General features: G+C 64.4%; 27 protein-coding genes. 21 read left to right on the forward strand and 6 right to left on the reverse strand.

Features of this window, described 5'->3' with window-relative positions; translation table 11 throughout:
* Positions 1-1,017 (forward strand): porin (locus JQ632_RS26475; protein ID WP_212405582.1); only part of this gene is annotated, 1,017 nt, incomplete at its 5' end.
* A gap of 185 nt (positions 1,018-1,202) precedes the next feature.
* Positions 1,203-1,481, forward strand: coding sequence for a DUF3551 domain-containing protein (locus tag JQ632_RS26480; protein ID WP_212405583.1), 279 nt, complete (start codon positions 1,203-1,205; stop codon positions 1,479-1,481).
* A gap of 31 nt (positions 1,482-1,512) precedes the next feature.
* Here JQ632_RS26480 and JQ632_RS26485 read toward each other — a convergent pair whose 3' ends face one another.
* Both JQ632_RS26485 and JQ632_RS26490 read right to left on the reverse strand, forming a co-directional pair.
* On the reverse strand, positions 1,513-1,791 hold the full coding sequence (locus JQ632_RS26485; RefSeq protein ID WP_212405584.1) for a DUF3551 domain-containing protein: 279 nt from the start codon (positions 1,789-1,791) through the stop codon (positions 1,513-1,515).
* A 155-nt stretch (positions 1,792-1,946) separates the two neighbouring features.
* Entirely contained in the window at positions 1,947-4,295 is a 2,349-nt protein-coding gene (locus JQ632_RS26490; protein WP_212405585.1) for a lytic transglycosylase domain-containing protein, read from the reverse strand.
* A 279-nt stretch (positions 4,296-4,574) separates the two neighbouring features.
* On the opposite strand from JQ632_RS26490, the gene dapA reads away from it, so the two are divergent.
* Genes dapA through JQ632_RS26510 form a run of 4 tightly spaced genes read left to right on the forward strand, consistent with a single transcriptional unit; the run spans position 4,575 to position 7,055 of the window.
* Positions 4,575-5,465, forward strand: coding sequence for a 4-hydroxy-tetrahydrodipicolinate synthase (gene dapA, locus JQ632_RS26495; protein ID WP_212405586.1), 891 nt, complete (start codon positions 4,575-4,577; stop codon positions 5,463-5,465).
* Between the two features lie 54 nt (positions 5,466-5,519).
* Positions 5,520-5,936 (forward strand): large conductance mechanosensitive channel protein MscL, encoded by a 417-nt coding sequence (gene mscL / locus JQ632_RS26500; RefSeq protein WP_212405649.1) that lies wholly within the window; start codon positions 5,520-5,522, stop codon positions 5,934-5,936.
* A gap of 59 nt (positions 5,937-5,995) precedes the next feature.
* Entirely contained in the window at positions 5,996-6,469 is a 474-nt protein-coding gene (gene smpB / locus JQ632_RS26505; protein WP_212405587.1) for an SsrA-binding protein SmpB, read from the forward strand.
* 4 nt (positions 6,470-6,473) lie between these two features.
* Positions 6,474-7,055, forward strand: coding sequence for a peroxiredoxin (locus tag JQ632_RS26510; RefSeq protein ID WP_212405588.1), 582 nt, complete (start codon positions 6,474-6,476; stop codon positions 7,053-7,055).
* Here JQ632_RS26510 and JQ632_RS26515 read toward each other — a convergent pair.
* Both JQ632_RS26515 and JQ632_RS26520 read right to left on the reverse strand, forming a co-directional pair.
* A complete protein-coding gene (locus tag JQ632_RS26515; RefSeq protein ID WP_212405589.1) occupies positions 7,052-7,726 on the reverse strand; it encodes a uracil-DNA glycosylase in 675 nt (224 codons plus the stop codon). The genes JQ632_RS26510 and JQ632_RS26515 overlap by 4 nt on opposite strands.
* Complete coding sequence (locus JQ632_RS26520) at positions 7,707-8,351, reverse strand: NYN domain-containing protein (protein WP_212405590.1); 645 nt, start codon at positions 8,349-8,351, stop codon at positions 7,707-7,709. The genes JQ632_RS26515 and JQ632_RS26520 overlap by 20 nt, the downstream gene beginning before the upstream one ends.
* A 326-nt stretch (positions 8,352-8,677) precedes the next feature.
* Here JQ632_RS26520 and rpoZ point away from each other — a divergent pair, with 326 nt between their 5' ends.
* The 14 genes from rpoZ (at position 8,678) to JQ632_RS26590 (ending at position 23,032) form a co-directional block, all read left to right on the forward strand.
* Complete coding sequence (rpoZ, locus tag JQ632_RS26525; RefSeq protein ID WP_027522935.1) at positions 8,678-9,070, forward strand: DNA-directed RNA polymerase subunit omega; 393 nt, start codon at positions 8,678-8,680, stop codon at positions 9,068-9,070.
* Positions 9,071-9,275: 205 nt separating this feature from the next.
* On the forward strand, positions 9,276-11,567 hold the full coding sequence (locus JQ632_RS26530) for a bifunctional (p)ppGpp synthetase/guanosine-3',5'-bis(diphosphate) 3'-pyrophosphohydrolase (protein ID WP_212405591.1): 2,292 nt from the start codon (positions 9,276-9,278) through the stop codon (positions 11,565-11,567).
* A 45-nt stretch (positions 11,568-11,612) separates the two neighbouring features.
* Positions 11,613-12,365, forward strand: coding sequence for a pyridoxine 5'-phosphate synthase (locus tag JQ632_RS26535; protein WP_212405592.1), 753 nt, complete (start codon positions 11,613-11,615; stop codon positions 12,363-12,365).
* Positions 12,362-12,781, forward strand: coding sequence for a holo-ACP synthase (gene acpS / locus JQ632_RS26540; protein ID WP_212405593.1), 420 nt, complete (start codon positions 12,362-12,364; stop codon positions 12,779-12,781). The genes JQ632_RS26535 and acpS overlap by 4 nt, the downstream gene beginning before the upstream one ends.
* A gap of 249 nt (positions 12,782-13,030) precedes the next feature.
* Positions 13,031-13,789: a signal peptidase I gene (gene lepB / locus JQ632_RS26545; protein WP_212405594.1), complete on the forward strand. Its 759-nt coding sequence runs from the start codon at positions 13,031-13,033 to the stop codon at positions 13,787-13,789.
* On the forward strand, positions 13,786-14,619 hold the full coding sequence (gene rnc, locus JQ632_RS26550; RefSeq protein WP_212405595.1) for a ribonuclease III: 834 nt from the start codon (positions 13,786-13,788) through the stop codon (positions 14,617-14,619). The genes lepB and rnc overlap by 4 nt, the downstream gene beginning before the upstream one ends.
* Positions 14,609-15,535 (forward strand): GTPase Era, encoded by a 927-nt coding sequence (gene era, locus JQ632_RS26555; RefSeq protein WP_212405596.1) that lies wholly within the window; start codon positions 14,609-14,611, stop codon positions 15,533-15,535. The genes rnc and era overlap by 11 nt, the downstream gene beginning before the upstream one ends.
* A 24-nt stretch (positions 15,536-15,559) precedes the next feature.
* The gene (locus tag JQ632_RS26560; RefSeq protein ID WP_212405597.1) at positions 15,560-15,940 is read left to right on the forward strand and encodes a hypothetical protein; all 381 of its coding nucleotides are present in this window, start codon (positions 15,560-15,562) and stop codon (positions 15,938-15,940) included.
* A 147-nt stretch (positions 15,941-16,087) separates the two neighbouring features.
* Positions 16,088-16,840: a DNA repair protein RecO gene (gene recO, locus JQ632_RS26565; RefSeq protein WP_212405598.1), complete on the forward strand. Its 753-nt coding sequence runs from the start codon at positions 16,088-16,090 to the stop codon at positions 16,838-16,840.
* Between the two features lie 99 nt (positions 16,841-16,939).
* Positions 16,940-17,218 carry a hypothetical protein gene (locus tag JQ632_RS26570; RefSeq protein ID WP_212405599.1) on the forward strand — a complete coding sequence of 93 codons (279 nt, stop codon included), beginning with the start codon at positions 16,940-16,942 and terminating at the stop codon, positions 17,216-17,218.
* Positions 17,219-17,278: 60 nt separating this feature from the next.
* Positions 17,279-19,534, forward strand: coding sequence for a DNA topoisomerase IV subunit A (parC, locus tag JQ632_RS26575; RefSeq protein WP_212405600.1), 2,256 nt, complete (start codon positions 17,279-17,281; stop codon positions 19,532-19,534).
* A 233-nt stretch (positions 19,535-19,767) separates the two neighbouring features.
* A complete protein-coding gene (locus tag JQ632_RS26580; protein ID WP_212405601.1) occupies positions 19,768-19,983 on the forward strand; it encodes a dodecin family protein in 216 nt (71 codons plus the stop codon).
* 307 nt (positions 19,984-20,290) lie between these two features.
* Positions 20,291-21,352: a hypothetical protein gene (locus JQ632_RS26585; protein ID WP_212405602.1), complete on the forward strand. Its 1,062-nt coding sequence runs from the start codon at positions 20,291-20,293 to the stop codon at positions 21,350-21,352.
* Positions 21,353-21,406: 54 nt separating this feature from the next.
* Positions 21,407-23,032 (forward strand): hypothetical protein, encoded by a 1,626-nt coding sequence (locus JQ632_RS26590; RefSeq protein WP_212405603.1) that lies wholly within the window; start codon positions 21,407-21,409, stop codon positions 23,030-23,032.
* Here the strand turns inward: JQ632_RS26590 and chrA are convergent.
* Both chrA and JQ632_RS26600 read right to left on the reverse strand, forming a co-directional pair.
* A complete protein-coding gene (chrA, locus tag JQ632_RS26595; RefSeq protein ID WP_212405604.1) occupies positions 23,029-24,417 on the reverse strand; it encodes a chromate efflux transporter in 1,389 nt (462 codons plus the stop codon). The two genes, JQ632_RS26590 and chrA, sit on opposite strands and share 4 nt — an antisense overlap.
* A complete protein-coding gene (locus tag JQ632_RS26600) occupies positions 24,417-25,235 on the reverse strand; it encodes a chromate resistance protein ChrB domain-containing protein (protein ID WP_212405605.1) in 819 nt (272 codons plus the stop codon). The genes chrA and JQ632_RS26600 overlap by 1 nt, the downstream gene beginning before the upstream one ends.
* A 203-nt stretch (positions 25,236-25,438) precedes the next feature.
* Here JQ632_RS26600 and dmeF point away from each other — a divergent pair, with 203 nt between their 5' ends.
* Positions 25,439-26,413 carry a CDF family Co(II)/Ni(II) efflux transporter DmeF gene (dmeF, locus tag JQ632_RS26605; protein ID WP_212405606.1) on the forward strand — a complete coding sequence of 325 codons (975 nt, stop codon included), beginning with the start codon at positions 25,439-25,441 and terminating at the stop codon, positions 26,411-26,413.
* The last annotated feature ends 50 nt before the right edge of the window (positions 26,414-26,463 follow it).

Raw genomic sequence — 26,463 nt, forward strand, 5'->3', positions numbered from 1 at the left:
CCGTGGCAGAGCTATCCGGCTGGCGGTCCCGATACCCTTCCGGGCGGTTCCAACCACGTCACCGGTGTGAACCAGGTGACCTACACGGCTGACTTCGGTCAGGGCGTCACCGCTTCGGTGTCGTTGCAGGATGAAACGACGTCGGCAGGCGGCGAGTCGAACCTCTTTAACACCTCATTTGGCGGGGCGACGCCTGCTGCTATCATTACTGCTTTCGGCACTGGGTTCTCGACTGGCGCCTACGGTGTCAACGCTTGGGGCGGCACGCGTGCTCCCGACATCGTCGGCCAAGTCCGCGTCGATCAGGCCTGGGGTCTGGCCCAGTTGTCGGTTGTTGGGCATAATCTCCATCCCGCCTGGTACGGTACGACTGAGCTGACCGGTCATCCGTCCGACAAGTGGGGCTTCGCTGTCCAGGGCGCTTTGTCGATCAAGAACATCCCGACCGGTGCGGGCGACTCGATCAACATGCAGGCGGTCTACACGGACGGCGCGACTCGCTACAACTTCCAGAGCTTGTTCCCGCAAGCCTTCTTCATGTACGGCGGTACTGGCGTGCCTGGCGCCTACCAGAGCCTAGGTATCGCTGCTCTTGCTGACGGCGTCTTCGGTACCGGTACCGGCATCGATACCGTCAAGACCTGGGGCTTCCGTGGTGGCTATACCCACAACTGGACCCCGAACTGGGCGAGCGCCATCTATGGTGGCTATGGTCAGGTGAAGTACGGCGATGCGGGCAAGGCGATGATTTGCGGAAACTTCGTCGCCGCATTTGGTGCCGCCACTGCGACCTGCAACCCGGACTTCAACTTCGGTGTGATCGGTGTCAACACCGTGTGGACCCCGGTCAAGGGCCTGGCCTTCACGGCGGACCTGAGCTACTCGCGTCTGGACCAGAAGTACTCGGGCACGATTGCGCTCCCGGCGATTACTGCCCCCGCCAAGCCGGCAGCTGTGTACGAGCTGAAGGATCAGGACTCGCTCGCCCTGCTGCTCCGCGCTCAGCGCAACTTCTAAGATCAGCTCATCTGATCTAACAGAGCCCCCGGCAGGAAACTGCCGGGGGTTTTGCTTTGAGCGGCCGTTGCTTGCGTTCGAGATGTCGCGATGACTTTTTCGTGCGGCAGCCCTGGAAGCCCGGGATCTAGGCGGAACGGGATATACTGCGGCGTGGGCAGTCGGCCATCGCCCAGGAGGATTCGATGCGAACGCTTCACCTGGTGCTTCCCGTCGTTGCGATGACGATGGTCATCACGCCGGCGAGTGCTCAACGTTACGATTCCGGTTCTCCCGTCTGCATGCAGAAGTGGGAATGGGGAGGCGGCAGCTCGATCTATTGCAGCTATACATCGTGGGAGCAGTGCAAGGCGGCGGCCGCAGGGCTTTCGGCCATGTGCCTGGTCAATCCCTATTGGTCGCAGGCATATCAGCGCGACCGTGCGGCTATCCCCGGCGCGAGCAGGAATTCCTGGGTCCGGTGATCGAAGTTCACGGGAGCTACTCCGCGAGGAGCTAGTGTGTGGGTGTGTTGGAGCCCTTCCACTCGCGAAATGCGTAGGTCGGGTTGAGCGCGCAAAATGCGTCGGTGCCCGAGGCGCTAGCGACACACTGGCTGTACGTGGCGAACAGGCAATTGCCTGGCCAGCCCCATATTCTTCCTTGCAGACAAAAGCGATCCTGGGCGACGGGGCGCGCTTGGACGGAGCGGCTCCGGGCGAGCGAGGGGGAGGCATGAATGATCGCTGCCAGAACCGCGCCCCCGCATACGACGGTGGAAATTGAACATCGCATCGTGCTTCTCCTAAAGCGCGATGAATTTAGGTTGAATCGTCATCGCGCTTTAGCTCCTTGTTTGAGCACGATCTTTTCGGAAAACCGCTGCGCACTTTTCCGGATCGTGCTCTAGGGCTGCGGCACAGATGCAACCGCACGGGACAGCTCGCCTGCTACTCGACGCTGCCGGCGCCGCGGTGCAAATCGGCCTCGATCTGCAGCTTTGTGCCGCCACCGAATCGGGCGCGATAGACTTGCAGGTTCTCCATGATCCGCTGCACGTAGTTGCGCGTCTCGGAGAACGGGATCAGCTCGACCCAGTCCACGGCATCGACCTTGGGATCGCGCGGATCGCCATAGCGATCGACCCATTTCTTCACGCTGCCGCGCCCGGCATTATAGGCGGCAAACGTCATGATGTAGGAGCCGCGGTAATCCTCGAGCAGTCCGCCGAGTTCGGCCGAGCCGAGGGTCGCGTTGTAAACCGAATCGTTCTTCAGCCGGGACAGGTCGTAGGTCGCGCCGTGGCGCTTGCAGACATAGCGCGCCGCGTCCGGCGTTACCTGCATCAGCCCGTAGGCCTGCGCCGGTGACACAACGGCCGGATTGAACGCGCTCTCCTGCCGGGCGATCGCGTAGACGATGCTGCGCTCGACCTCGGGGCCGATCGGCGTGAAATTGGGGATGCCGTTGACCGGATAGGCGTAGTGGTCGAAGGGCAGGCCGCGGTTGAGCGCGGCCTTGCCGAGCAGCAGCATGCCGCGGGCATCGCTGTAGCGCTGCGTGAGCTCGCCAAGCGCGCCCAGCGCTTCGGGATCGCCGTTCTCGCCCATGTCGGCCAGGATCGGAATCGCGTATTCGCGCTCGTCGAGCTCGTACAGCAATTGCACGGCACGCACGATCTCTAGCCGGTCGCCGCCGCGGCTGCGCGGCGTGCCGTTGAGCTCGAGCTGGGGCAGGCCAAGCTTGGCGCGTGCGAGCTGGCCGTAATAGCTGGTCGACTGCTCGGCGGCGCGGCCATAGGCGGCGCGCGCCTCCTGCTGGCGGCCGGCGGCCTCGGCGGCGCGGCCCTGCCAGTAGCCGGCGCGGGCCAACGTGGTCGGGTTGACGCTGCCGACGCCGACACGGGCAAAATGCTGGCTGGCGGTGGCGGGATCGTTGAGGAAGCGCAGCGCGATCCAGCCCGCGGTGAATTCCTGCTCGGTCTTGTAGATGTCGCGCGCGGGCAGCGCCGCGTCGCGCGCGATCAGATAGGCGCTGCGGAATTCGTTGGTGTCGATCATCTTGCGCGCAAGCAGGCGGCGCTCGATCCACCATTCGTCGAGATTGTAGAGACGGCCCGGATCCTTCGGCGCTGACAACATCAACTGCGCGGCGTCGGAGAATTTCTCCTCGCGGCGCAGGAGCTGGATCTTGCTGAACAGGAAGCCCGGGTCGTTGTGCAGCTCGCGTGGCACGGCCTCGAGCAGCGCCCGCGTATTGGGCGCCTTTTTGTAGGAAGCGATGCGCGCCTTTGCCAGCGCCACATAGCCGGGGCCGAGCCGTTTGGCGGCGCGCATCGCCGCCTCGTGCTCGCTGCCATAGAGCAGGGAATCCATCCGCGCCTTCTGGTCGCCTCCCGTCAGCAGCGCGCCGAACTGGTCGAGCGCGTTGTTTTCGGTCTCCTCCGACATCGCGTCGCTGCGCCAGGCCTCGCGCACCAGGCGTTCGGCATTGGCGCGATCGCCGCGCGCAAGCATCGCCCTCGCCAGCACGAAGCGGCCCTTGGCCGACAGCGGAGATTCGTTTTCGAACCAAGACCAGGCGGCGGATTCTTCCCGCCTGTCGTCCCACAACGCGGCCTCGAGTCGCCGCCGCATGAAGGTCTGCGACGGCCAGCTCGGATTGGCGGTGACGAAGTTGCGGTAGCGCTCGACGCTGACGCCGTTGCCTTCGCTGCGCAGGATGACCCATTCGGCGAGCTTGCGGGCGACGGGATCGGAGATCGTTGCCTGGATGTCGGTGGCCTCGCTCTGCCGGCGCTTGCCGACGAGCTCGATGACGTTTTCGAGCGCATCCTTGTCGGCCTGCGAGGTCGACGAGGTCGCAGCGACGGCGGCCGGCGTCACCGGCTTGCGCGGCGTGGCGTGCTGGCGTGTGGCGGGCGCCAGAACGGGAGCTGTGACCGGCTTGGCAACGGGGGCGGCAGGTCTGACGGTGGCTGCGGGTGCGGTCTTGGGGGCCGAGGCGTTGGCGGTCGGTCGTGATTTGGACGCAGAGGCTGCTGGCGCAGGTTTTGGTTTGTCCTTCGCGGGTTCCTTGCCGGCATCTTTGGCAGGTTTCTTCCCGGCATCCTTGGATGGGGCAGGAGCTGTTCCCTTGCTCCCTCCCTTGGCTGTTTCCTTGCCAGTGTCCTTGGCCGACCCTTTGGCCGGTCCCTTAGCGCTTTCCTTGGCGGCCGGCTTCGCGGTTTCCTTTGCCCCTGCCTCAATCGTCTCATTGGACTTGGCCAAGGCGGCGCAGTCGACCGACAGCCCTGCCATCAGGCAAACGACCAGGCCGGCGGATCGCCATACGGCAGGAAGAAAGGAGATCACGGCTTTACGTCGCCCCGAATCATTCAAGCGCTGTGAAACAGCTCTATTTGATTGAATATGCGGATAAAATACCAACAGCCACTTACCGGTGCCGTGTTTGCACCATCACCGCGGCAAAATCGCGGCCTAAACGGTGCGTCATTCCGGGGCAGCCCTTTTACCGGCCGGGTAGACCCGATATGAATGAAGCTTGCTTTCAGGCCAGCACGCGTACGGAGGAAGTCCATGGCAGCCAAGACGAAATTCCGGGGGTCGTTCACCGCCTTGGTCACGCCGTTCAAAAACGGCTCGCTCGACGAGGGCGCGTTCCGGTCGCTGGTGAATTGGCAGATTTCCGAGGGCACCCATGGCCTGGTCCCGGTCGGCACCACCGGCGAGAGCCCGACGCTCAGCCATGACGAGCACAAGAAGGTCGTCGAATGGTGCATCGCGGAGGCCAAGGGCCGCGTGCCGGTGATTGCAGGGGCCGGTTCGAACTCGACGCGCGAGGCCGTTGAACTGGCGCAGCACGCCGAAAAGGCCGGCGCCAATGCCGTGCTGGTGGTGACGCCCTACTACAACAAGCCGACCCAGGAAGGGCTCTACCAGCACTTCAAGGCGATCAACGATGCCATTGGAATTCCGATCATTATCTACAACATCCCGCCACGCTCGGTGATCGACATGTCGGTCGACACCATGAAGCGGCTGTGGGAGTTGAAGAACATCGCCGGCGTCAAGGATGCCACCGCCAGCATGGTGCGGGTGTCACAGCAGCGCGCCGCGATGGGCGAGGACTTCAACCAGCTTTCCGGCGAGGATGCGACCATCATCGGCTACATGGCCCACGGCGGCCATGGCTGCATCTCCGTGACGTCGAACGTCGCGCCGCGCCTGTGCTCGGAGTTCCACGCCGCCTGGCAGAAGGGCGACCACGCCACGGCCCTCAAGCTGCACGACAAGCTGATGCCGCTGCACAACAACCTGTTCATCGAGAGCAATCCGGCGCCGATCAAATATGCGATGTCGCTGCTCGGCAAACTGGAAGAGAATTTGCGGCTGCCGATGGTGCCGGTCTCGGAGCCGACCCGAGTCGCGGTGCGCAGCGCCATGGTCCACGCCGGGCTGATCAACTGACGCCAAACCGGGGAGACGCCTTTCATGAGCGCTGTCGAGGATAAGGGCAGGCGGATGCTTACGGAGTTCCGCGAATTCGCCATGAAGGGCAACGTCGTCGACCTCGCGGTCGGTGTCATCATCGGTGCGGCCTTCGGTGCCATCGTCACATCGCTGGTCGGCGACGTGATCATGCCGCTGATCGGCGCCGTCACCGGCGGCCTCGACTTCTCCAACTACTTCACCGGCTTGTCGAAGTCGGTCACCGCCACCAATCTGGCTGACGCGAAAAAGCAAGGCGCCGTGCTGGCTTGGGGTAACTTCCTCACGCTCACGATCAACTTCATCATCATCGCCTTCGTGCTGTTCCTGGTGATCCGCGCCATGAATACGCTGAAGCGCAAGGAGGAGGCCGCGCCGGCCGCTCCACCAAAACCGTCGCGCGAGGTCGAGCTGCTGACCGAGATCCGCGATCTTCTCAAGAAGTCTTGACGCGCGCGCTTCATCCGAACTGTTAGCGTGCGCGCGCATACTGCTCAGGTTTTTTCGTTATGGCCGACAAGAACGAACGCCCCATCAAGGTCGTGGCGGAAAATCGTAAGGCGCGCTTCAACTATGCGATCGAGGATACGGTCGAGGCCGGCATCGCGCTGACCGGCACCGAGGTCAAATCGATCCGCAACGGCAAGAGCACGATCGCGGAATCCTACGCCGATTCCAAGGACGGCGAGATCTGGCTGATCAACGCCAATATTCCCGAATACCTCCAGGGCAATCGCTTCAACCACGAGCCCAAAAGGCCGCGAAAGCTGCTCCTGCATCGCAGGCAGATCAACAAGCTGATCGGTGCGGTCGATCGCGAGGGCATGACGCTGATCCCGCTCAAGCTCTATTTCAACGAACGGGGCCGCGCGAAGCTTCAGCTTGCTGTGGCCAAGGGCAAGAAGCTGCACGACAAGCGCGAGAGCGAGAAAAAGCGCGACTGGGGCCGTGAGAAGGGCCGCCTGATGCGGGCGAGGGGATGAGGCCATGATTCAGCGAAACCTGCTCGAGGTCGACTGGAGCAAGATTCCGGCGCCATCGGACGATGGCGGCGCGGCGCATCTGAAGGGCATGACGGTTCCCCCCGTCAGCCTGCTCGCGACCGACGACACGTCGGTGAAGCTGTCGGCCCTGCGCGGGCGCACGGTGGTGTTCGCCTATCCGCGCACGGGCGAGCCGGGCAAGATCGCGCTGGTCGACGACTGGGACATGATTCCCGGCGCACGGGGCTGCACGCCGCAGACTTGCGCGTTTCGTGATCTTTTCGCCGAGCTCAAGGCCGCCGGCGCAGCATATGTCTATGGTCTGTCGACCCAGAGCAATGAGTACCAGACCGAGATGGCCTCGCGGCTGCATCTGCCGTTCCCGGTGCTCTCGGACGAAAAGCTGGAGATGACCCGCGCGCTGAAGCTGCCGACGATGGAGGTCGCAGGGCTCACGCTGATCAAGCGGCTCGCGCTGATCATCGACGACGCCTGCATCACCCACGTGTTCTATCCGGTGTTTCCGCCCGACCGAAACGCCGGCGACGTCCTGGACTGGCTGAAGGCCAACCCAGCGAAAAGCTAGTCGAGATCGGCCTTCACCCGGGCAAAGACCTTGCGGAACATGTCCGGCGTCAGAACGCCGGTGTTCGTGTTGTAGCGGGAGCAGTGATAGCTGTCGTACAGGCGGAACGCGCCCGCCTGGTGGACCGCGCCGTGCCCGAACGGCGCCTGCGCGGCCTTCAGCTTCAGAGGCTTGAGCACGCTGTCGTGCGCAATCCGTCCCAGTGCGACGATCGCGCGCAGGTTCGGCATTGCCTCGAGGTTCGCCACGAGAAACTGACGGCAGGTGTTGATCTCCACCGGCAGCGGCTTGTTCTGCGGCGGCACGCAATGCACGGCATTGGCGATCCGGCAGTCGAGCAGATTCAGGCCGTCGTCAGGCCGCGCCTGATAGTTGCCCCTGGCAAACCCATATTCGATCAGCGTCGCATAGAGCAGGTCACCGGCATAGTCGCCGGTGAACGGCCGGCCGGTGCGGTTAGCGCCTTGCATGCCTGGAGCCAGGCCGACGATCAGCAGGCGCGCCTTGATGTCGCCGAAGGGGGCAACCGGCGCATTGTGCCACGACGGCTCACGCGCACGGTTCGCCTCGCGAAAGGCGACCAGTCGCGGGCAGAGCGGACAGTCACGGCCGGGTACGACGGCGGAGGCCTGACGGCTTGATCGGCCGGTCTCAATCGTCGAAGTCGTCATCACCCCTCGGCGCCACCGTGGTCGCACGCTGCAGGAACTGCGGGGCGTGGTGACGCTGCTCGCGCTCGCTGCGATCACGCGGGGCGGGGCGTTCGGACGGATCGCGGCCGAGCTTGGACTGCAGCTCGACGAGGTCGGTGAAGACATCGGCCTGGCGACGCAGCTCGTCGGCGATCATGGGGGGCTGGCTGGCGATCGTGGACACCACGGTGACGCGGACGCCGCGGCGCTGCACGGCCTCGACCAGGGAGCGGAAGTCGCCGTCGCCCGAGAAGAGCACCATCTGGTCGATGTGCTCGGCGAGTTCCATGGCGTCGACAGCAAGCTCGATGTCCATGTTGCCCTTGACCTTGCGGCGGCCGGAGGCGTCGATGAACTCCTTGGTCGCCTTGGTGACGACGGTGTAGCCGTTGTAGTCCAGCCAGTCGATCAGGGGACGGATCGAGGAGTACTCCTGATCCTCGATGATGGCGGTGTAGTAGAAGGCGCGAAGAAGCGTCCCGCGGCTCTGAAATTCCTTCAGGAGGCGCTTGTAATCAATGTCGAAACCAAGGGTTTTCGCCGTGGCATACAGATTGGCCCCATCGATGAAGAGCGCGATCTTGTTGGTTGGGGAAGGTGACATTCAGTTGCTCGCGTAGTGTCTGTGACAATCGTTTATTGTTGGCGCGGCGGCAGCAGGCCGCGCAACTCAAAGTGCTGCCAGAATCCGTCGAACCCGTAAATCCAGAGAAGCCGGGGCAATAAAGGCGTAGCTATGGCGAGCGCCTGCCCGTCCGGGTCCGCCCTCCGTGCCGACCCGGGAAACGCTCGATTCCAACCCCAATGTGGGGTTAGCAGAGCCGCCCGGCGAGGCCAAATCACAAAATAGCCTTGCGCAATCGTCCCGGCCCCTATAACTAGCCCGCATCATCCACATATTTGGTCCCACCCAGAGCGGAGCGATAGTCCATGGCTCGCGTCACCGTAGAAGATTGTATCGACAAGGTCGACAACCGGTTTGACTTGGTCCTGCTGGCTGCCCACCGTGCCCGCATGATTTCGTCAGGATCACAACTAACGGTTGACCGCGATAACGACAAGAACCCTGTTGTCTCCTTGCGCGAAATTGCGGATCAGACCATCTCGCCGGAGGACCTCCGCGAGGAGCTGGTTCACTCCCTGCAGAAGTTCGTCGAGGTGGACGAGCCAGAGCCCGATACCGTGCCGCTGATCGGTTCGGCTGGTGCGAGCGTCGACGCCGACGACACCGAGGTTGCGGTGGAGCGCATGACCGAAGAGGAACTTCTGAAGGGTCTCGAAGGCCTGGCGCCGCCCGAGGAGCAGCCCGAGGAGGACGAGTAATCGTCCCGACCGGCGATCTCAGATCTCCCATTTCGAAAAGGCCCGGACCCACGTTCGGGCCTTTGCTTTTGTTGACCTTTTTGTGGTTACGATAGAGTCGTGGGATGACGCGACAAGCTGTCTTCGATTTGATCGGAAGGTGGCCGGGTTGGCGTTAGAGTGGATGCGGCGGGCTGGCTTTCGGCTCGGTTGAAGGCAGGAATGCATGGTGGATCGACGCCGGATACTATCGCAGATGCAGGCCGCGACCGAATCGGTCGCCGTGGCCCCTACTGCGCCGGCTGCGGCGCGGCCACCGAAGCCGCGCACCCGCATGATGCGTCAATATGACCTCGTCGAGCGCGTCAGGTCGTATAACCCCGCGACCAACGAAGATCTGCTGAATCGCGCCTATGTCTACGCCATGAAGGCGCATGGCTCGCAGACCCGCGCTTCCGGCGACCCGTATTTCTCGCACCCGCTCGAAGTGGCGGCGATTCTCACCGATTTGAAGCTGGACGACGCGACCATCGTCGCGGCGCTGCTCCACGACACGATCGAGGACACGGAAGCGACTCGCGCCGAGATCGACCAGATCTTTGGCCCCGAGATCGGCGCGCTGGTCGAGGGCCTGACCAAGCTGAAACGGCTCGAGCTGGTGTCGCGGGAGGCCAAGCAGGCCGAGAACCTGCGCAAGCTCTTGCTGGCGATCGCCGACGACGTCCGCGTGCTTCTGGTCAAGCTCGCCGACCGCCTGCACAACATGCGCACGCTGGAATTCGTGCCGACGGAATCGCGCCGCCGCATCGCTGAGGAGACCCTCGACATCTACGCGCCGCTGGCGGGGCGCATGGGCATGCAGGAGATGCGCGAGGAGCTCGAGGATCTCTCCTTCCGCACCCTCGATCCTGAGGCCTATGCGGTGGTGATGCAGCGCCTCGATGCGCTGGCCGAGCGCAACCGCAATTTGATCGGCGAGATCGAGGACCAGCTCTCCAACAATTTGCGCCACAAGGGGCTTGGAGCGCGGGTATACGGCCGGCGCAAGAAACCGTTCTCGATCTGGACCAAGATGGAGCGCAAGTCGGTCGGCTTCGAGCAGCTGTCCGACATCTTCGGGTTCCGCGTTGTCGTGAATGACGTCGAGGCCTGCTACCGTGCGATGGGCATCGTCCACACCACCTGGCCGGTCGTGCCCGGGCGCTTCAAGGACTACATCTCGACGCCGAAGCAGAACGACTATCGCTCGATCCACACCACGGTGATCGGCCCCGGCAACCAGCGCGTCGAGCTGCAGATCCGCACCGAGGCGATGGACCAGATCGCCGAACGCGGCATCGCCGCGCACGTCTTCTACAAGGAAGGCGTGGGCTCGCCGACTGAATTCCTCAAGCGCGAATCCAACGCGTTTGCCTGGCTGCGCCACACGATCGGGATCCTCTCGGAGAGCGCAAACCCCGAGGAATTCCTCGAGCACACCAAACTCGAGCTGTTCCACGACCAGGTGTTCTGCTTCACCCCGAAGGGCAAGCTGATCGCGCTGCCGCGCCATGCCAATGTGATCGACTTCGCCTATGCCGTGCACACCGACGTCGGCAACAGCGCGGTCGGCTGCAAGATCAACGGCAAGTTCGCGCCGCTGTCGTCGGAGCTCCAGAACGGCGACGAGGTCGAGGTCTTGACCTCCGAGGCGCAGTCGGCGCCGCCATCGGCCTGGGAATCGCTCGCGGTCACCGGCAAGGCGCGCGCCGCGATCCGCCGTGCCACGCGCACCGCCGTGCGCGACCAATATGCAGGCCTCGGACGGCGCATTGTCGAGCGCCTGTTCGAGCGTGCCAAGATCGATTACGCCGACGACAAGCTGAAGGGCGCGCTGCCGAGGCTCGCGCGCACCTCGATCGAGGACGTCATGGCGGCGGTCGGGCGCGGTGAGATCAAGGCCTCCGATGTCGCACGCGCCATGTATCCCGACTACAGGGAGGAGCGTGTCGCGCGCTACGGCGTGAAGAAGGGCCTGGCGGCAAAGATCAAGGAGAAGGTGATCCCGGAGCCCCCGAAGGGCCCGCCGGCAATCCCGATCCGCGGCATCAATTCCGACCTGCCGGTGAAGTTCGCGCCGAACGGCGGCGCCGTGCCCGGTGATCGCATCGTCGGCATCGTCACGCCGGGCGAGGGGATCACCATCTATCCGATCCAGTCGCCGGCCCTGAAGGATTTTGAGGAGGAGCCGGAGCGCTGGCTCGACGTGCGCTGGGACATCGAGGACACCGCCCCGCAGCGCTTCCCTGCGCGCATCAGGGTCGAAAACGTCAACGAGCCCGGCGCGCTGGCGCAGATCGCGACCGTCATCGCCGAGCACGACGGCAACATCGACAATATCAGCATGCAGCGCCGCTCGCCCGACTTCACCGAGACCACGATCGATCTCGAGGTCTACGACCTGAAGCACCTGAGCGCGATCATAGCCCAGTTGCGTGCGAAGGCGGTCGTCGCCCGCGTCGAACGTGTTAATGGATAGGCGCGCTCGCACCTCGCCTGTCCCCGGAATTCGTGAGTCCCGATCATGCCCGCAACTCCGCTCCGCCTCGGCGTCAATGTCGATCATGTCGCGACCCTTCGTAACGCGCGGGGCGGGCGCAATCCCGATCCTGTACGCGCGGCGCTGATCGCGATCGAGGCGGGCGCCGACGGCATCACCGCGCATCTGCGCGAAGACCGCCGGCACATCCGCGACGAGGACATGGCGCGGCTGAAGGCCGAGATTTCCAAGCCGCTGAATTTCGAGATGGCGGCGACCGATGACATGATGCGGATCTCGCTTGCCACCAGGCCGCATGCGGTGTGCCTGGTGCCCGAGCGCCGGCAGGAGGTCACGACCGAAGGCGGGCTCGACGTCGTCGGCCAGCACAACGCGCTCGCCCCCTTCATCGCGCGGCTGAACGATGCCGGCATCCGGGTGTCGCTGTTCATCGCCGCCGACCCTGCGCAGATCGAGATGGCGGCGCGGCTGCGCGCGCCGGTGATCGAGATCCACACCGGCGCCTGGTGCGACGCCGTCGTCGACGGGCACACTGAGAAGGCCGAGGCCGAATGGCAGCGCATCGTGGCGGGTGCAAAGCTCGCACGCGCAGCGGGGCTGGAGGTTCATGCCGGTCACGGGCTCGACTATGCGACGGCAGAGAAAATCTCGGCCTTACCGGAGATCATGGAGTTGAACATCGGCTACTACATGATCGGCGAGGCGCTGTTCGTCGGGCTCGCCGAGACCGTCCGCAGCATGCGCGCTGCCATGGATCGCGGCCGGAGCCGGGCATGATCATCGGCATCGGCTCCGACCTGATCGACATCACGCGCGTCGCCAAGGTGATCGAGCGCCATGGCGAACGCTTCCTCGACCGCATCTTCACCCCGGCCGAGCGGGCCAAGGCCGAGCGGCGCGCCAAGAACGAGAAGATGGTGGTGGCGACCTACGCCAAGCGCTTCGCCGCCAAGGAGGCCTGCTCCAAGGCGCTCGGCACCGGCATCCGGCGCGGGGTCTGGTGGCGGGATATGGGCGTGGTCAACCTGCCGGGCGGCCGGCCGACCATGCAATTGACCGGCGGGGCGCTGGCCCGGCTACAGGCGCTGACCCCAGACGGTTTTGAAGCGCGGATCGACCTGTCCATCACCGATGATTGGCCGCTGGCGCAGGCCTTTGTCATCATTTCTGCCGTCCCGCTGGCAAAGGCTTGAGCGAAACCAGGCGCAATTAAAATATCTGTTATACATCAATTGCTTATACAATTTTGATGAAGCGCTTGATTGCGTGCCCGCCGACAACCGTCTAAAAGTCCGCGGCGTCGGGTCTTTATGGGCGAATTCGGCTTTACGCCGGAATTGGCCCTCACTATCAGAATCAGGACAATCTCTTGCGCCGCGAAGCGACGGGGCTGAGCGCGGGCAGAGGGCATTCTGCTATCGCCGGCCGGAACTGGGAAAGCAATGAGCGTGACTTCGGGAACCAAATCTGAGAGCGGCATCGGCGAAACCATCCGGGTCGTGATCCATGCTCTCCTGATCGCGCTGGTGATCCGCACGTTCCTGTTCCAGCCGTTCAACATCCCCTCCGGCTCGATGAAGGCGACGCTGCTCGTCGGCGACTATCTGTTCGTCTCGAAATATTCCTACGGCTACAGCCACTACTCGATCCCGTTCTCGCCGCCGCTGTTCTCCGGTCGCATCTGGGGCTCGGATCCGAACCGCGGCGACATCGTGGTCTTCCGTCTGCCCAAGGACGACACCACCGACTACATCAAGCGCGTGATCGGACTGCCCGGCGACCGCATCCAGATGCGAGAAGGGCTGCTCTACATCAATGACGTCGCGGTGCAGCGCGAGCGCCTGAGCGACTTCATCGGTGAAGACCCCTGCGGCTCGGATGCGATGGCGCGGGTGAAGCGCTGGAAGGAGACGCTGCCGAACGGCGTGTCCTATGAAACGCTCGATTGCGTGGACAACGGCTTCTACGACAATACCAACGTCTACACTGTGCCGGCCGGTCACTTCTTCATGATGGGCGACAACCGCGACAATTCCACCGACAGCCGCGTGCAATCGGCGGTCGGCTATGTGCCGTCGGAAAACCTCATCGGCCGCGCCCAGATGATCTTTTTCTCCATCGCTGAGGGTGAACACGCCTGGATGTTCTGGCGCTGGCCGGTGGCGGTGCGCTGGGCCCGGCTGTTCAAAATCGTCCGATGAAAGATGAAGCCAAGGACATTGTGACCCAGACGATCGCTGCCGAAGCGGGCCATGAAGTCGAGGCCGCTGCCAAGGCTCCTGCGAACAAGGCTCCTGCGAAGAAGAAGCGGCCCAAGGGCGCGGCTAAGGCCAAGGGCGCGACTGCGGCGGTCGAGGCGCGCATCGGGCACGCCTTCGCCGATCCGAATCTGCTGACCCAGGCGATCACGCATGTCTCGGCGCTGAAGTCCGGGCGCAAGCGCGGCGACAGCTATCAGCGGCTGGAATTCCTCGGTGATCACGTGCTCGGGCTCGTGGTATCAGACATGCTCTACGTCGCCTTCCCGAACGCGGACGAGGGCGAATTGTCGAAGCGGCTTGCCGAGCTCGTGCGCAAGGAAAGCTGCGCGGACGTTGCGAAATCGCTCGGCCTGCTCGACGACATCAAGCTCGGCTCGGTCGGTGCGAGCGCCGACGCGCGCCTGCGCAAATCGGTGCTCGGCGACATCTGCGAAGCCGTGATCGGCGCCATCTATCTCGACGGCGGTCACGCGGCCGCGGCCGAGTTCGTCAAGCGCAACTGGACGGAGCGCATGCACAAGCCACGGCGGCCGCTGCGCGATCCCAAGACCGTGCTGCAGGAATGGGCGCAGGGGAAGGGCCTGCCGACGCCGGTCTATCGCGAGGTGGAGCGCACCGGTCCGCATCACGACCCGCAATTCCGTGTTGCCGTCGACCTGCCGGGGCTTGCCTCGGCGGAAGGCGTCGGCGGCAGCAAGCGTGCGGCGGAGAAGGTCGCGGCGTCAGTCATGATCGAACGCGAAGGCGTTGGCGGCGGCAATGACGGCTGAGACCAGTGGCGGCACGCCCGCCGCGACGCGCTGCGGCTTCGTGGCGCTGATCGGCGCTCCCAATGTCGGCAAGTCCACGCTGGTCAATGCACTGGTCGGGGCGAAGGTCACGATCGTCTCGCGCAAGGTGCAGACGACGCGCGCGCTGATCCGCGGCATCGTCATCGAGAGCAACGCACAAATCATCCTGGTCGATACGCCCGGCATCTTCTCGCCCAAGCGCCGGCTCGACCGCGCCATGGTGTCGACGGCCTGGAGCGGGGCGCATGACGCCGATCTCGTCTGCGTGCTGATCGACGCCAAGGCCGGCCTCGACGAGGAGGCGGATGCGATTCTCAACAAGGTCGCGGGCGTCGGCCACGAGAAGATCCTCGTGCTCAACAAGGTCGATCTGGTCCAGCGCGAGAAGCTGCTGGCGCTGGCGCAGGCCGCGAACGAGCGTATTCGTTTCGCAAAAACCTTCATGATCTCGGCGCTGTCGGGCGACGGCGTCGACGATATCAGGCAGGCTCTGGCGGAGATGGTGCCGGCAGGTCCCTTCCTCTATCCCGAGGACCAGATGTCGGACGCGCCGATGCGGCAGCTTGCGGCCGAGATCACCCGCGAAAAGATCTATCAGAAGCTGCACCAGGAATTGCCCTACCAGTCCACGGTCGAGACCGAGAAATGGGAGGAGCGCAAGGACAAGTCCGTCCGTATCGAGCAGACGATCTATGTCGAGCGCGAGAGCCAGCGCAAGATCGTGCTCGGCAAGAGCGGCGCCACCATAAAATCGATCGGCGCGGACTCGCGCAGGGAGCTCGCTGAGATCCTGGGCGTGCCGGTGCATCTGTTCCTGTTCGTCAAGGTGCGCGAGAACTGGGGCGACGATCCCGACCGTTACCGCGAGATGGGTCTGGAATTTCCGAAAGAATGAACAAGCAATAATGATCGGTCTCCGATGAGCGTGCCTCGTAACGTCCTGCGATTCGAAGTGCTGCTCTACGCATCGCTGATGCTGGACGCGCTCTCCGTCGCGTTCGAGGACCGCACGCCGACGCGCGAGCGCACCGAGCAGATGATCATGACGGGAACGCTGCTCAGCGCCGTGATGATCGTGCTGTTCGTCTATGTGGTCTGGCTCGCAGCGCAGCGGCGCAAGAACTGGGCGCGCTGGGTGCTGGCGGCCGCGCTGGCGCTCTCCGTGCCGTCGCTGGCCGTGCGGATCAATGAGGTTGGCCTCGCGCTCGACAGCGCGATCGAGATCGTGTCCTGCGTGGTGACCGCGTTCGGGCTTTATGCGTCCTTCACCGGCGATGCGAAGGGCTGGTTCAACGCCTGAATGCGAGCGCGGTGCCGTAGGGGGGCAAAGGCGCGGCTTGACGCGCCGTGCCCACCGCAACGGTCTGCGCACTGAGCGATCAAATCGGTGGGCACGCCTCGCTTTGCCCACCCTACGACGCTGCGAAATGCGGTAGGCTCCCGGACCATGGAATGGACCGACGAAGGCATCGTGCTGGGGGTGCGGCGGCATGGCGAGAGCAGCGCCATCGTCGAGCTCTTGACGCGCGAGCATGGCCGGCATCTCGGGCTGGTGCGGGGCGGCGCCGGATCGCGGATGCGGCCATTGCTGCAGCCCGGCAACAGCGTGAGCGCGGTCTGGCGGGCGCGGCTCGACGAGCATCTCGGCACCTACGCGATCGAGGGCCTGCGGCTGCGCGCAGCCACGCTGCTCGCGTCTTCACACGGGGTCTATGGCGTGACGCACCTTGCCTCCGTCGCGCGATTGTTGCCGGAGCGCGATCCGCACGGGGACATCTTTGCGCTGCTGGAACATGCGCTCGACGATTTCGACGACATCGGCAGCGCGGCCGTCCACCTGATCCATTTCGAGCTGGCGATGCTGGGCGAACTCGGCTTCGGGCTGGCGCTGGAGAACTGCGCGGTAACCGGGGAGACCACGGACCTGATCTACGTCTCGCCGAAATCCGGCGGCGCGGTGTCCCGCACCGCGGGCGAGCCGTGGCGCGACCGCCTGTTGCGCCTGCCGCCGTTCCTGCGCCATGGCGAATCGCACGACGACCTCACCGAGCAGGACCTCCAGGACGGGTTCCGGCTAACGGGACTGTTTCTATTGCGCCATGTGCTGGAGCCGCGCGGCCTGGGCCATTCTGACGCGCGCGCGGGCTTCATCAACGCCCTGGCACGGCAACAGGCGAGGGTGTCGCTCCCGGCGCCATGAAGGAACCGGGTTTCTGCCTTGCCGCATGACATGGCCTTTCCCGGAACCAATTGTACCTGTCCGAGTTGGCCGGAAGGTTCCACAACGGGGACAGCCTAAATGTTGATCAGGGGATTTGCGCTGTCGGCGGCGCTGCTCGCATTTGCGCCGGACGCGATGGCTGGCGAGCCGCAACCAGGCGTGTTTCGTCGCGCGTCTTGCACCGTCGTCCGGTACTATGTCGCGAAATATTCGGCTGCAGCGGCAGAGACATGGGCGCGGTCCCACGGGGCTACCGAGGCCGAGATCGACGCTGCGCGCCGCTGCGTGGCCAATGCGCCGGCTCCGGCGCAGCCCAAGACTCCGCAGCCCGTGATCGCCGGCTGGGCCGGTCAGTAAATTCTGCACCGGAACCAATCGATTCTTGCCCGATTCGCCGCGGCGGTTTAACCCGGCGCCATGGGAAAACGACTGATTCCGCCGGAGCCGGCTGAAATTCACGAGGTGCCGCTGCGGGAAGCGCTCGAAGAGCGCTATCTCGCCTACGCGCTCTCCACCATCATGCATCGTGCGCTTCCGGATGCGCGCGACGGTCTGAAGCCAGTGCACCGGCGCATCCTCTATGGCATGCGCCTGCTCCGGCTCGATCCCGGCACGGCCTTCAAGAAGTCCGCGAAAATCGTCGGCGACGTGATGGGCTCGTTCCACCCGCATGGCGACCAAGCGATCTACGACGCGATGGTGCGTCTCGCCCAGGACTTCTCCTCGCGCTATCCGCTGGTCGACGGCCAGGGCAATTTTGGCAATATCGACGGCGATAATCCGGCCGCCTACCGCTACACCGAAGCGCGCATGACCGATGTCGCGCGGCTTCTGCTCGACGGCATCGACGAGGACGGTGTCGAGTTTCGCCCCAACTACGATGGCCAGTCGAAAGAGCCCATCGTGCTGCCCGGCGGCTTCCCGAACCTGCTCGCCAACGGTGCGCAGGGCATCGCGGTCGGCATGGCAACCTCGATCCCGCCGCACAACGCCGCCGAGCTTTGCGACGCGGCGCTGCATCTGATCGAGAAGCCCGATGCAAAGTCCAAGTCGCTGCTGAAATGGGTCAAGGGACCGGATTTCCCGACCGGCGGCATCATCGTCGATTCCAAGCAGGCGATCGCTGAGGCCTACACCACCGGCCGCGGGTCGTTCCGCGTCCGGGCCAAATGGGAGCAGGAGGAGGGCGCACGCGGCACCTGGGTGATCGTGGTCACCGAGATTCCGTGGCTGGTGCAGAAGTCTCGGCTGGTCGAGAAGATCGCCGAATTGCTCGACCAGAAGAAGCTGCCGCTGGTCGGTGAGGTCCGCGACGAATCCGCCGAAGACGTCCGTCTCGTCATCGAGCCGAAGTCGAAGAACGTCGATCCCGCCTTGATGATGGAATCGCTGTTCCGGCTCACCGAGCTCGAAAGCAAGATTCCGCTGAACCTGAACGTGCTGATCAAGGGCCGCATCCCCAAGGTGGTGGGGCTCGCGGAGTGCCTGCGGGAATGGCTCGACCATCTCCGCGATGTGCTGATCCGCCGCTCCAACTTCCGCAAGGGCCAGATCGAGCACCGGCTGGAGGTCCTAGGCGGCCATCTGGTCGCCTATCTGAACCTCGACAAGGTGATCAAGATCATCCGCACCGAGGACGAGCCGAAGCCGGCGCTGATCAAGGCGTTCAAGCTCACAGAGATCCAGGCGGAAGCCATCCTCAACATGCGCTTGCGCAATCTGCGCAGGCTCGAGGAGATGGAGATCCGCAATGAAGACAGGGATCTGCGCAAGGAGCTGAAGGGTATCGAAGGCCTGCTCGCCTCGGAAGCCGAGCAGTGGAAGAAGGTCGGCGAGCAGGTCGGCAAGGTCCGCGACATGTTCGGGCCGAAGACGCCGCTCGGCAAGCGCCGCACCACCTTTGCGGACGCGCCCGAGCACGATCTCGCGGCCATCGAAGAGGCCTTTGTCGAGCGCGAGCCGGTCACCGTCGTCGTCTCCGACAAGGGCTGGATCCGCACGATGAAGGGGCATGTCGAGGATCTCTCGGGGCTCGCCTTCAAGCAGGATGACAAGCTCGGCTTCGCCTTCTGCGCCGAGACCACGTCGAAGCTCCTGATGTTTGCGACCAACGGCAAATTCTACACGCTCGACGTCGCAAAGCTTCCAGGCGGCCGCGGCCATGGCGAGCCGATCCGCCTGTTCATCGACATGGAGCAGGAGGCCGCGCCGGTTGCTCTGTTCGTCAACAAGGGCGGCCGAAAATTCCTGGTCGCCAGCACCGAGGGCCAGGGCTTCCTGGTTAATGAGGACGACTGCGTCGGCACCACCAAGAAGGGCAAGCAGGTCCTCAACGTCGAGATGCCGAACGAGGCGCGCACGGTGACCGAAGTGCTCGGCGACACCGTCGCGGTCATCGGCGACAATCGCAAGATGCTGATCTTCCCGCTCGACCAGGTGCCGGAGATGGCGCGCGGCCGCGGCGTGCGCTTGCAGAAGTACAAGGACGGTGGCCTGTCCGACGTCGCCGTGTTTGACGCCAAGGCGGGTCTGACCTGGAAGGACTCCGCCGGCCGCGAGTTCAGCGCGACCATGAAGGAGCTCGCCGAGTGGCAGGGCACCCGCGCCGACGCCGGCCGCCTGCCGCCAAAGGGCTTCCCGAAGTCGAACAAGTTCGGACGGGTGATCGAGTAGGGGCTCGGTTCAGTCGCGGAGCCTTGCTTCCGTGACGGAACAATAAAATGTCGAAAACAACCCCATGCACAGTAGCGCCCGGATCGCGCTTCGCGCCATCCGGGCCCCGAGGCAGCGATTTATCCTGCGCCACAAACCGCAGATCGCAATCCTTCCAGCGCCACTATCGTGATGTTAGGCTCGCGCAGCAGGGAGCACCTGCTTCCTGCTTCATCATGAACGGGAGGACGAACATGGCCGAGAGCGTCTACAAGGTCATCGAGCTGGTCGGCACCAGCAGCGATTCCTGGGAGAAGGCCGCTGCCAACGCGGTCGAGCAGGCCGGCAAGTCTCTACGGGATCTCCGCGTTGCCGAGGTCGTCAAACTCGATATGCAGCTGGACGCCAAGGGCAAAGTGGAAGCCTTCCGCGCCAAGCTGAGCGTCTCGTTCAAATTCGAGGGCACCTGAGTTGACGTCACCTCGCCCCGCTTGCGGGGCGAGGTCGGGGCTTCGATCCCCGGACTCAGAAATGATAGTTCACGCCGGCGGTGGTCGCGTGGGACACCGCTACTCGGGAAAGCACATCCTGCGTGACCCGTACAATTTGCGGTGGAGCCGTGGCGCAAATGTCGCGTGCTGGACGCTGCGCAGGGTGAATGCTCGCCGAAGCCGGGCGACCAAAAGGCTACCGCCATCGAAGGTGAACCACTTCACATGATACGCGCCGAGATTGTGCTAGCGTGAATGGAGCGAGTTCGACACGGGAGGAACGCCCATGGCGGCGCCATTCACGTTCGAGGCGGTAGCAGGCGGGGTCAGCGGCGAGGTCAGCCTCGCGCTCGACAAGTCCGGCAATCCCAGTGTCGTCTTCTCGCAACGCGGCTCGGGCCAGATCGTCGTTGCGCGGCGCAATGCCGGCTCCTGGACGCAGGAGGTGGTGCAGAGCGCCTTCACCGGCATCGACAGCCGTCCCCGCATCGGCATCGATTCCCTGGGCAATCCCCAGATCGCCTACCGCGACTTGAGCGGGGGCGATCTGATCCACGCCGCCAAGCGCAACGGGCAATGGTCGTTCACCCACATTCCCACGCGGCTGACGCCGGATCACCGGCCGGGCGGCGTGGGCTCCGTCGACTTCGCGCTCCATCCCGGGCGGGAGGATACCGAGAGTCGCGACGTCGCTTATTTCGTCTATGTCGATGCGGCCACCGACGGGATCGGCTTCGCCCATACCGGCAATCTCGGCCCGACGCCGGTTACCGTGCAGGACGACCCGAACGACCTGACGCTGTTCGCCGGGCCATCGGCGACGTTCGACCCGTCGGAGGGCTATTTCGTTGCCTATGTCGGCATCTTCCAGAACGGCAGTCCGCAGGACAATATCTCGATCCGGGCAACGAACGTCGTCGACATCGTGCAAGGCGAGTTTTCCCAGCCGGTTGTGATCGAAGGCTCGCAGTTCATCAATGTCCGGCGGCCGACCTCGATCGTGCGGACCTTCAGCGAAGGATGCCTCGCCTATTTCGACAGCGCCAACAAGACGCTGAAGGCGCATGTCTCGTCGTTCTTCGGACCCTCCGGTATCGAGGTCGTCGCGACCGGCATCAACAACATCGTCACGCCGTCTGCAGCCGTGCAGGCCGACCAGTTTCGCGTGGCCTATGCCGATGTCGACGCGGTGAAGCTCGCCTCGCGCAGCCGATCCGGGACCTGGACGGTCGAAACCGTCGATGCGGTCAGTGCCGGATCGCCCTCGCTCGCCTACGACAATGCCGGCAGGACCAGCATCGCCTATGTGGCCGGGGGCGAGCTGAAATATGTCACGCGCGCGCAATGAGTACGGAAGGTTAGCAAGTTCAGACTGCGTCCCGCGATGAAGGGAGGTCTGGCAATGATCGAGACTCCAAATCCCGCGCCTGCGGACGAGCCGGTTCAGGTGGACGTTGCAGGTTCTGAAGCTCCGCCGCCAGCATCCGGATTCGCCAAACGGGTGGAATCGCTCTTCGAGGTGCTTCCATTTCTTGGCGGCCTTTTCATCGTGGTCCTCACCGTGGATCCGCTCCGCAATTTCCTCTGGGACTCACGCCAGGTGACCATCCCGGTCGTGGCGTTCGTCGCGTTCGTTTTCTCGATGATCCTGCTGATGCCGATCGGGCAGCGTTGGCTAAGGGAGAGCAAGGCGACGACGCGCGCGGCGTTCTTCATATTCTTCCTGCTGGTGCTGATGTTGATCGTGGCCATTGTCGCCTCGCTCGGCCAACTCTACCAGTACACGGTGCTGCGCGGCGTGTTTCTGGCCGTGGTGTGCCTGTTGCCCGGCGCCATGTGGTACCTCTTCGTCGGAACGCGCAAGGCGAGCCTGCTGAACGAATATCTGGTCAATCTCGATCGTCTGGGACTGTTGCGCCAAGTGCGGAACGAGGACGCGGCGATCCGGGGACGGCGCGTTCAGGGGTATCTTCAGAAGTTCGAAGCCATCTATGGCGAGCTTGCGCCGAACGTTTATGCGGATGTGCTGAGCGGCCGTCTCGGCAAATATTCAAGGGCGGATACCGGCGGCGTAACGACCCTCTCGACCGCGACGGTCCCGGTCTTGCTCGCCACGGTGCTGATCTCGCTCGGCTGGCTCGTCACGCTGCCGCCGTACCAGGCCGATCTCGTCCTCACCAAGAGCCCGGGCGTGCAGGCGCTGACGCCGTCGGGCACGCCGGTCCAGCTCGCGTTTCTCGGCGCCTATTTCTTCTCGCTCCAGATGCTGTTTCGCCGCTACGTGCTGGAGGATCTCGGCGGCAGCGCTTACGTCGCGGCTTCGCTGCGCATCATTCTGGCCGTCATCGGCATCTGGACCTTCACGGCCGTGTGTACTGTGAACGAACACCTGGTTCTGCTCGCCGGCTTCGTGTTCGGCGTATTCCCCCGCGTGCTCTGGCAGGTCGTGGAGCAGTTGTTCAAGATGGGCGCGGGCATCATCCTGCCGAGCATGGTCTCGCAATTGCCGATCAGCGATCTCGACGGTCTCACCGTCTGGCACGAGGTCAGGCTCGAGGAGGAGGACATCGAGAACATCCCCAACATGGCGACCGCAGACATCGTCGAGCTCCTGCTCAACACGCGCCTGCCGCCGGAGCGGATCATCGACTGGACCGACCAGGCCATCCTGTACACGCAGCTCGGGCCGCCGCCCAAGCGGAAGGAGGGCCCCGACGCACGCGAAAAGCTGCGAATGCACGGCATTCGCACCGCGAGCTCGCTGCTGTGGGCTTCGGCGCAAGCGCGGCTCCAGGGAAGGTCCGAGGCGTTCGACCGGATCTTGCAGGGGGCCGACGGCGCCAGCGCGATGTCGGCGCTGGAGGCCTCGCTCCGCACCAATTCGAATCTCGATCTGATCGAGCAGTGGAGCGGTACCTGCAATGCCGCGCAGCGTCCCTCGGTGCAGCTGGACGCAAAGCCACCGCCGCAGCTGCCTGAGCCGCGCGGCGGTGAGCTAGATCCCACCCGCGCGGCTGCTGCGGCCTAGATCACCCCCACCAGCCGTAGCACCACACCCGCCGCGCAGGAGCCGCCGAGCACCGTGAGCATGCCGAGCTTGAAGCGGAAGATGGCGGTCGCGGCCGCGATCGACAGCACCAGCGCCGGGACGTCGATGCTTGATAGTACCGGCATGTCGAAGGACAGCGGAAAGGCGTGCACCGGAGTGGTTTCGCGGAACAGCGTGTGCAGCGCGAACCAGATCGAGAGGTTGAGGATCACGCCGACCACCGCGGCCGTGATTGCACCGAGCGCGCCGGCGAGGCCCTTGTTGCCGCGCAGGAGCTCGACATAGGGGGCCCCTAAGAAGATCCAGAGGAAGCAGGGCGTGAAGGTGACCCAGGTCGCGAGCAGGCCGCCGAGCGTGCCGGCGAGCAGCGGCGACAGGCCACTGGGATCGCGGAAGGCGGCCATGAAGCCCACGAATTGCAGCACCATGATCAGCGGGCCCGGCGTCGTCTCGGCCATGCCGAGGCCGTCGAGCATCTCGCGCGCGCTGAGCCAGTGATAATGCTCGACGGCCTGCTGGGCGACGTAGGCCAGCACCGCATAGGCGCCACCAAAGGTCACGAGCGCCATTTTGGAGAAGAACAGCGCGATCTGGCTGAACACGTTGGCTTGGCCGAAAGCGAGGAGCAGCGCGATGACCGGCACCAGCCAGAGCGCAAGCCAGACCACGCCGACGCGGATCGCGCGCGCCGTGTTCGGCCGGATGTGATCGGGCACGGCTTCGCCGAGCATGCTGTCGATCGCGGCGGTGTTGCTACCACTGCCGTGGGCGGCGGGCGCAAACTCGCTCCGGCCGCTTCGTGCGCCGACATAGCCGATGATGCCGGCGGCGATGATGATGATCGGGAAGGGGACGGCAAAGAAGAAGATCGCAACGAAGGCGATCGCGGCGAGCGCGATCATGATGTTGTTCTTCAGCGCGCGCTTGCCGACGCGGACCACAGCTTCGACCACGATGGCGAGCACCGCGGCCTTGAGCCCGAAGAACAGCGCCTCGACGAAGCTGACATTGCCGAAGGCGGCGTAGATGTAGGAGAGGCCCATGATGGCGATGATGCCGGGCAGGATGAACAGCCCGCCCGCCATCAGCCCGCCGGCCGTGCGGTGCATCAGCCAGCCGATATAGGTCGCAAGCTGCTGCGCCTCCGGCCCCGGCAACAGCATGCAGTAGTTCAGCGCATGCAGAAATCGGCCTTCCGAGATCCAGTTCTTCTCCTCGACCAGGATGCGGTGCATTACCGCGATCTGGCCGGCCGGGCCGCCGAAGGAGAGCACGGCGACGCGGAGCCAGACGCGGAAGGCTTCGTGGAAGCTGATGCCGTGACCGGCATCAGCTCCCTTGGTTTCATTGATGCGAGTATCCATCAGCTCTTTGCCTTGCCGGTCGGCCAATTGTGGGTCTCCGTAGTGGCATCGCGGCACCAGCGGTAGAAGGCGTCGTAGAGCAGCATGCCGGCCTCGAGCTGTTCGAGATCGTCGTCAAACATCCTGGACAGGCCGAGCGAGGCCGCAAGCAGGCCCGGCGCTTCCGGCGCCAGGTCCGGCCGTGCCGTGTCGGCGCCGCGCACCAGCGTCGCCAGCCGCAGCAGAGGCGGGGTCGCAAGCCCAAACTCCTCGACCATGACGTCGAAGGTGCAGAGCTCGCCGCGATGGCTCCAGAACACATTCTCGATGTCGAAGGGCGCGGCATTGAAGCGCTCGCCGACGGCGACCACCTCGGACGGCGCCACGAACAGGAACACCGCATTGGGATCGACGAAGCGGCGGACCAGCCAGGGGCAGGCGATGCGGTCCACCTTGGGGCGGGCACGCGTGACCCAGACGGTGCGTCCCTTGGCGTCGCGTGGCGGCAGTTTCTTGCTGTCGATCAGCGGCAGTTTTGCCTCCTTCCAGCCCTCGAAACCGCCGTCCAGGGTTTCGGCCTGAACGCCGAGCTGGCGCAGCCACGCCGCGGTGCCCTGGGCGAGCTTCTGCCCGCGCAGGCAGGCGACGATGGCTGAGCGGCCGGCAAGTTCCTCGCCCCAGTTCGGGACGCTCTCGTGGCTGCGTTTGACGGAGCCGGGGATCAGCCGCGGGTCGGCGGCAAAATCCTCGTCCGTGCGCACGTCGATCAGGAGCGGCGCGTTTGCCGTGCCGATCAGGCGTGCCAGTTTGTCAGGTGATATCGTCGTGAAAGAAGACATGATGCGCCCTCGTTAGGAGTGAACGGGACGCGATGCTTGGGCTTGTCGCCTCACGGGGAGATCGCTCAATCCCCATGTCCGCCATTACAGCGAAACCGTGCGGACCTGTCAATCCGCCTGTTTCGACGGCGACAAACGTTAGAAACGTAAGCCGGCCGGGCCTATATTGGGGAAAACGGATTCTCTTCCGGAGATCATGGCCGATGCATTCCCACTCCATCGATCAATGGACGCATGAGCATGCGTTCCTCGGGGACAAGCACGACGAGAACGAGCGGCGCACCTGGTTCGTGGTGATATTGACGCTTGTTATGATGGTGGCCGAGATCGTGGCGGGCTCCCTGTTCGGCTCGATGGCGCTGCTCGCCGACGGCTGGCACATGGGTACGCACGCGGCGGCGCTCGGCATAGCGGCGTTCGCCTACCGCTTCGCGCGCCGTCACCTGGGGAATGCGCATTTCACCTTTGGCACCGGCAAGTTCGGCGATCTCGCGGCTTTTGCCAGCGCCATCATCCTGGGGCTGATCGCGGTCGAGATCGCCTATGAAAGCGTGCTGCGGCTGATCACGCCGGTGGCGATCGGCTATGGCGAGGCGATCGCCGTCGCCGCGCTCGGCCTCTGCGTCAATCTCGCCAGCGCCTGGCTGCTGCGCGACAATCATCACCATGATCACGGCCAAGGACACGGTCATGGACACGGTCACGGCCAAGCGCACCATCATGATGATCACGACCATGATCACCACCATCATCACCACGACAACAATCTGCGCGCCGCCTATGTTCACGTGATGGCTGACGCGGCGACCTCGGTGCTGGCGATCGCGGCGCTCCTGGTCGCGATGTATTCGGGTTGGGTGTGGGCCGATCCCGCGGTCGGCCTGATCGGCAGCGTCGTGATCGCAAGCTGGGCGTTCGGCCTGATCAAGGCTTCGGGCGCGGTGCTGCTCGACGTCCGCGCCGACGAGAAGATGGAACGGGTCATCCGCGCCCGCATGGAGGTCGGCGAGGACCGCGTCACCGATTTGCATCTCTGGCAGGTCGGCCCCGGCCATTGCGCCGTGCTGGTGTCGCTGGTCTCGGACAAGCCCAAGCAGCCGGCCGTCTACAAGAAGCGTCTCGCCGGGCTGAAGGGCCTGAGCCATGTCACGGTCGAGGTCGAAACCTGTCCGCATTAGGTTTTTGCGACCGGTCACGCCGTGCGGGCGTGGCGCATCTCCGCAAATCC

Source organism: Bradyrhizobium liaoningense (assembly GCF_018130955.1).
Lineage (GTDB): Bacteria > Pseudomonadota > Alphaproteobacteria > Rhizobiales > Xanthobacteraceae > Bradyrhizobium > Bradyrhizobium liaoningense_C.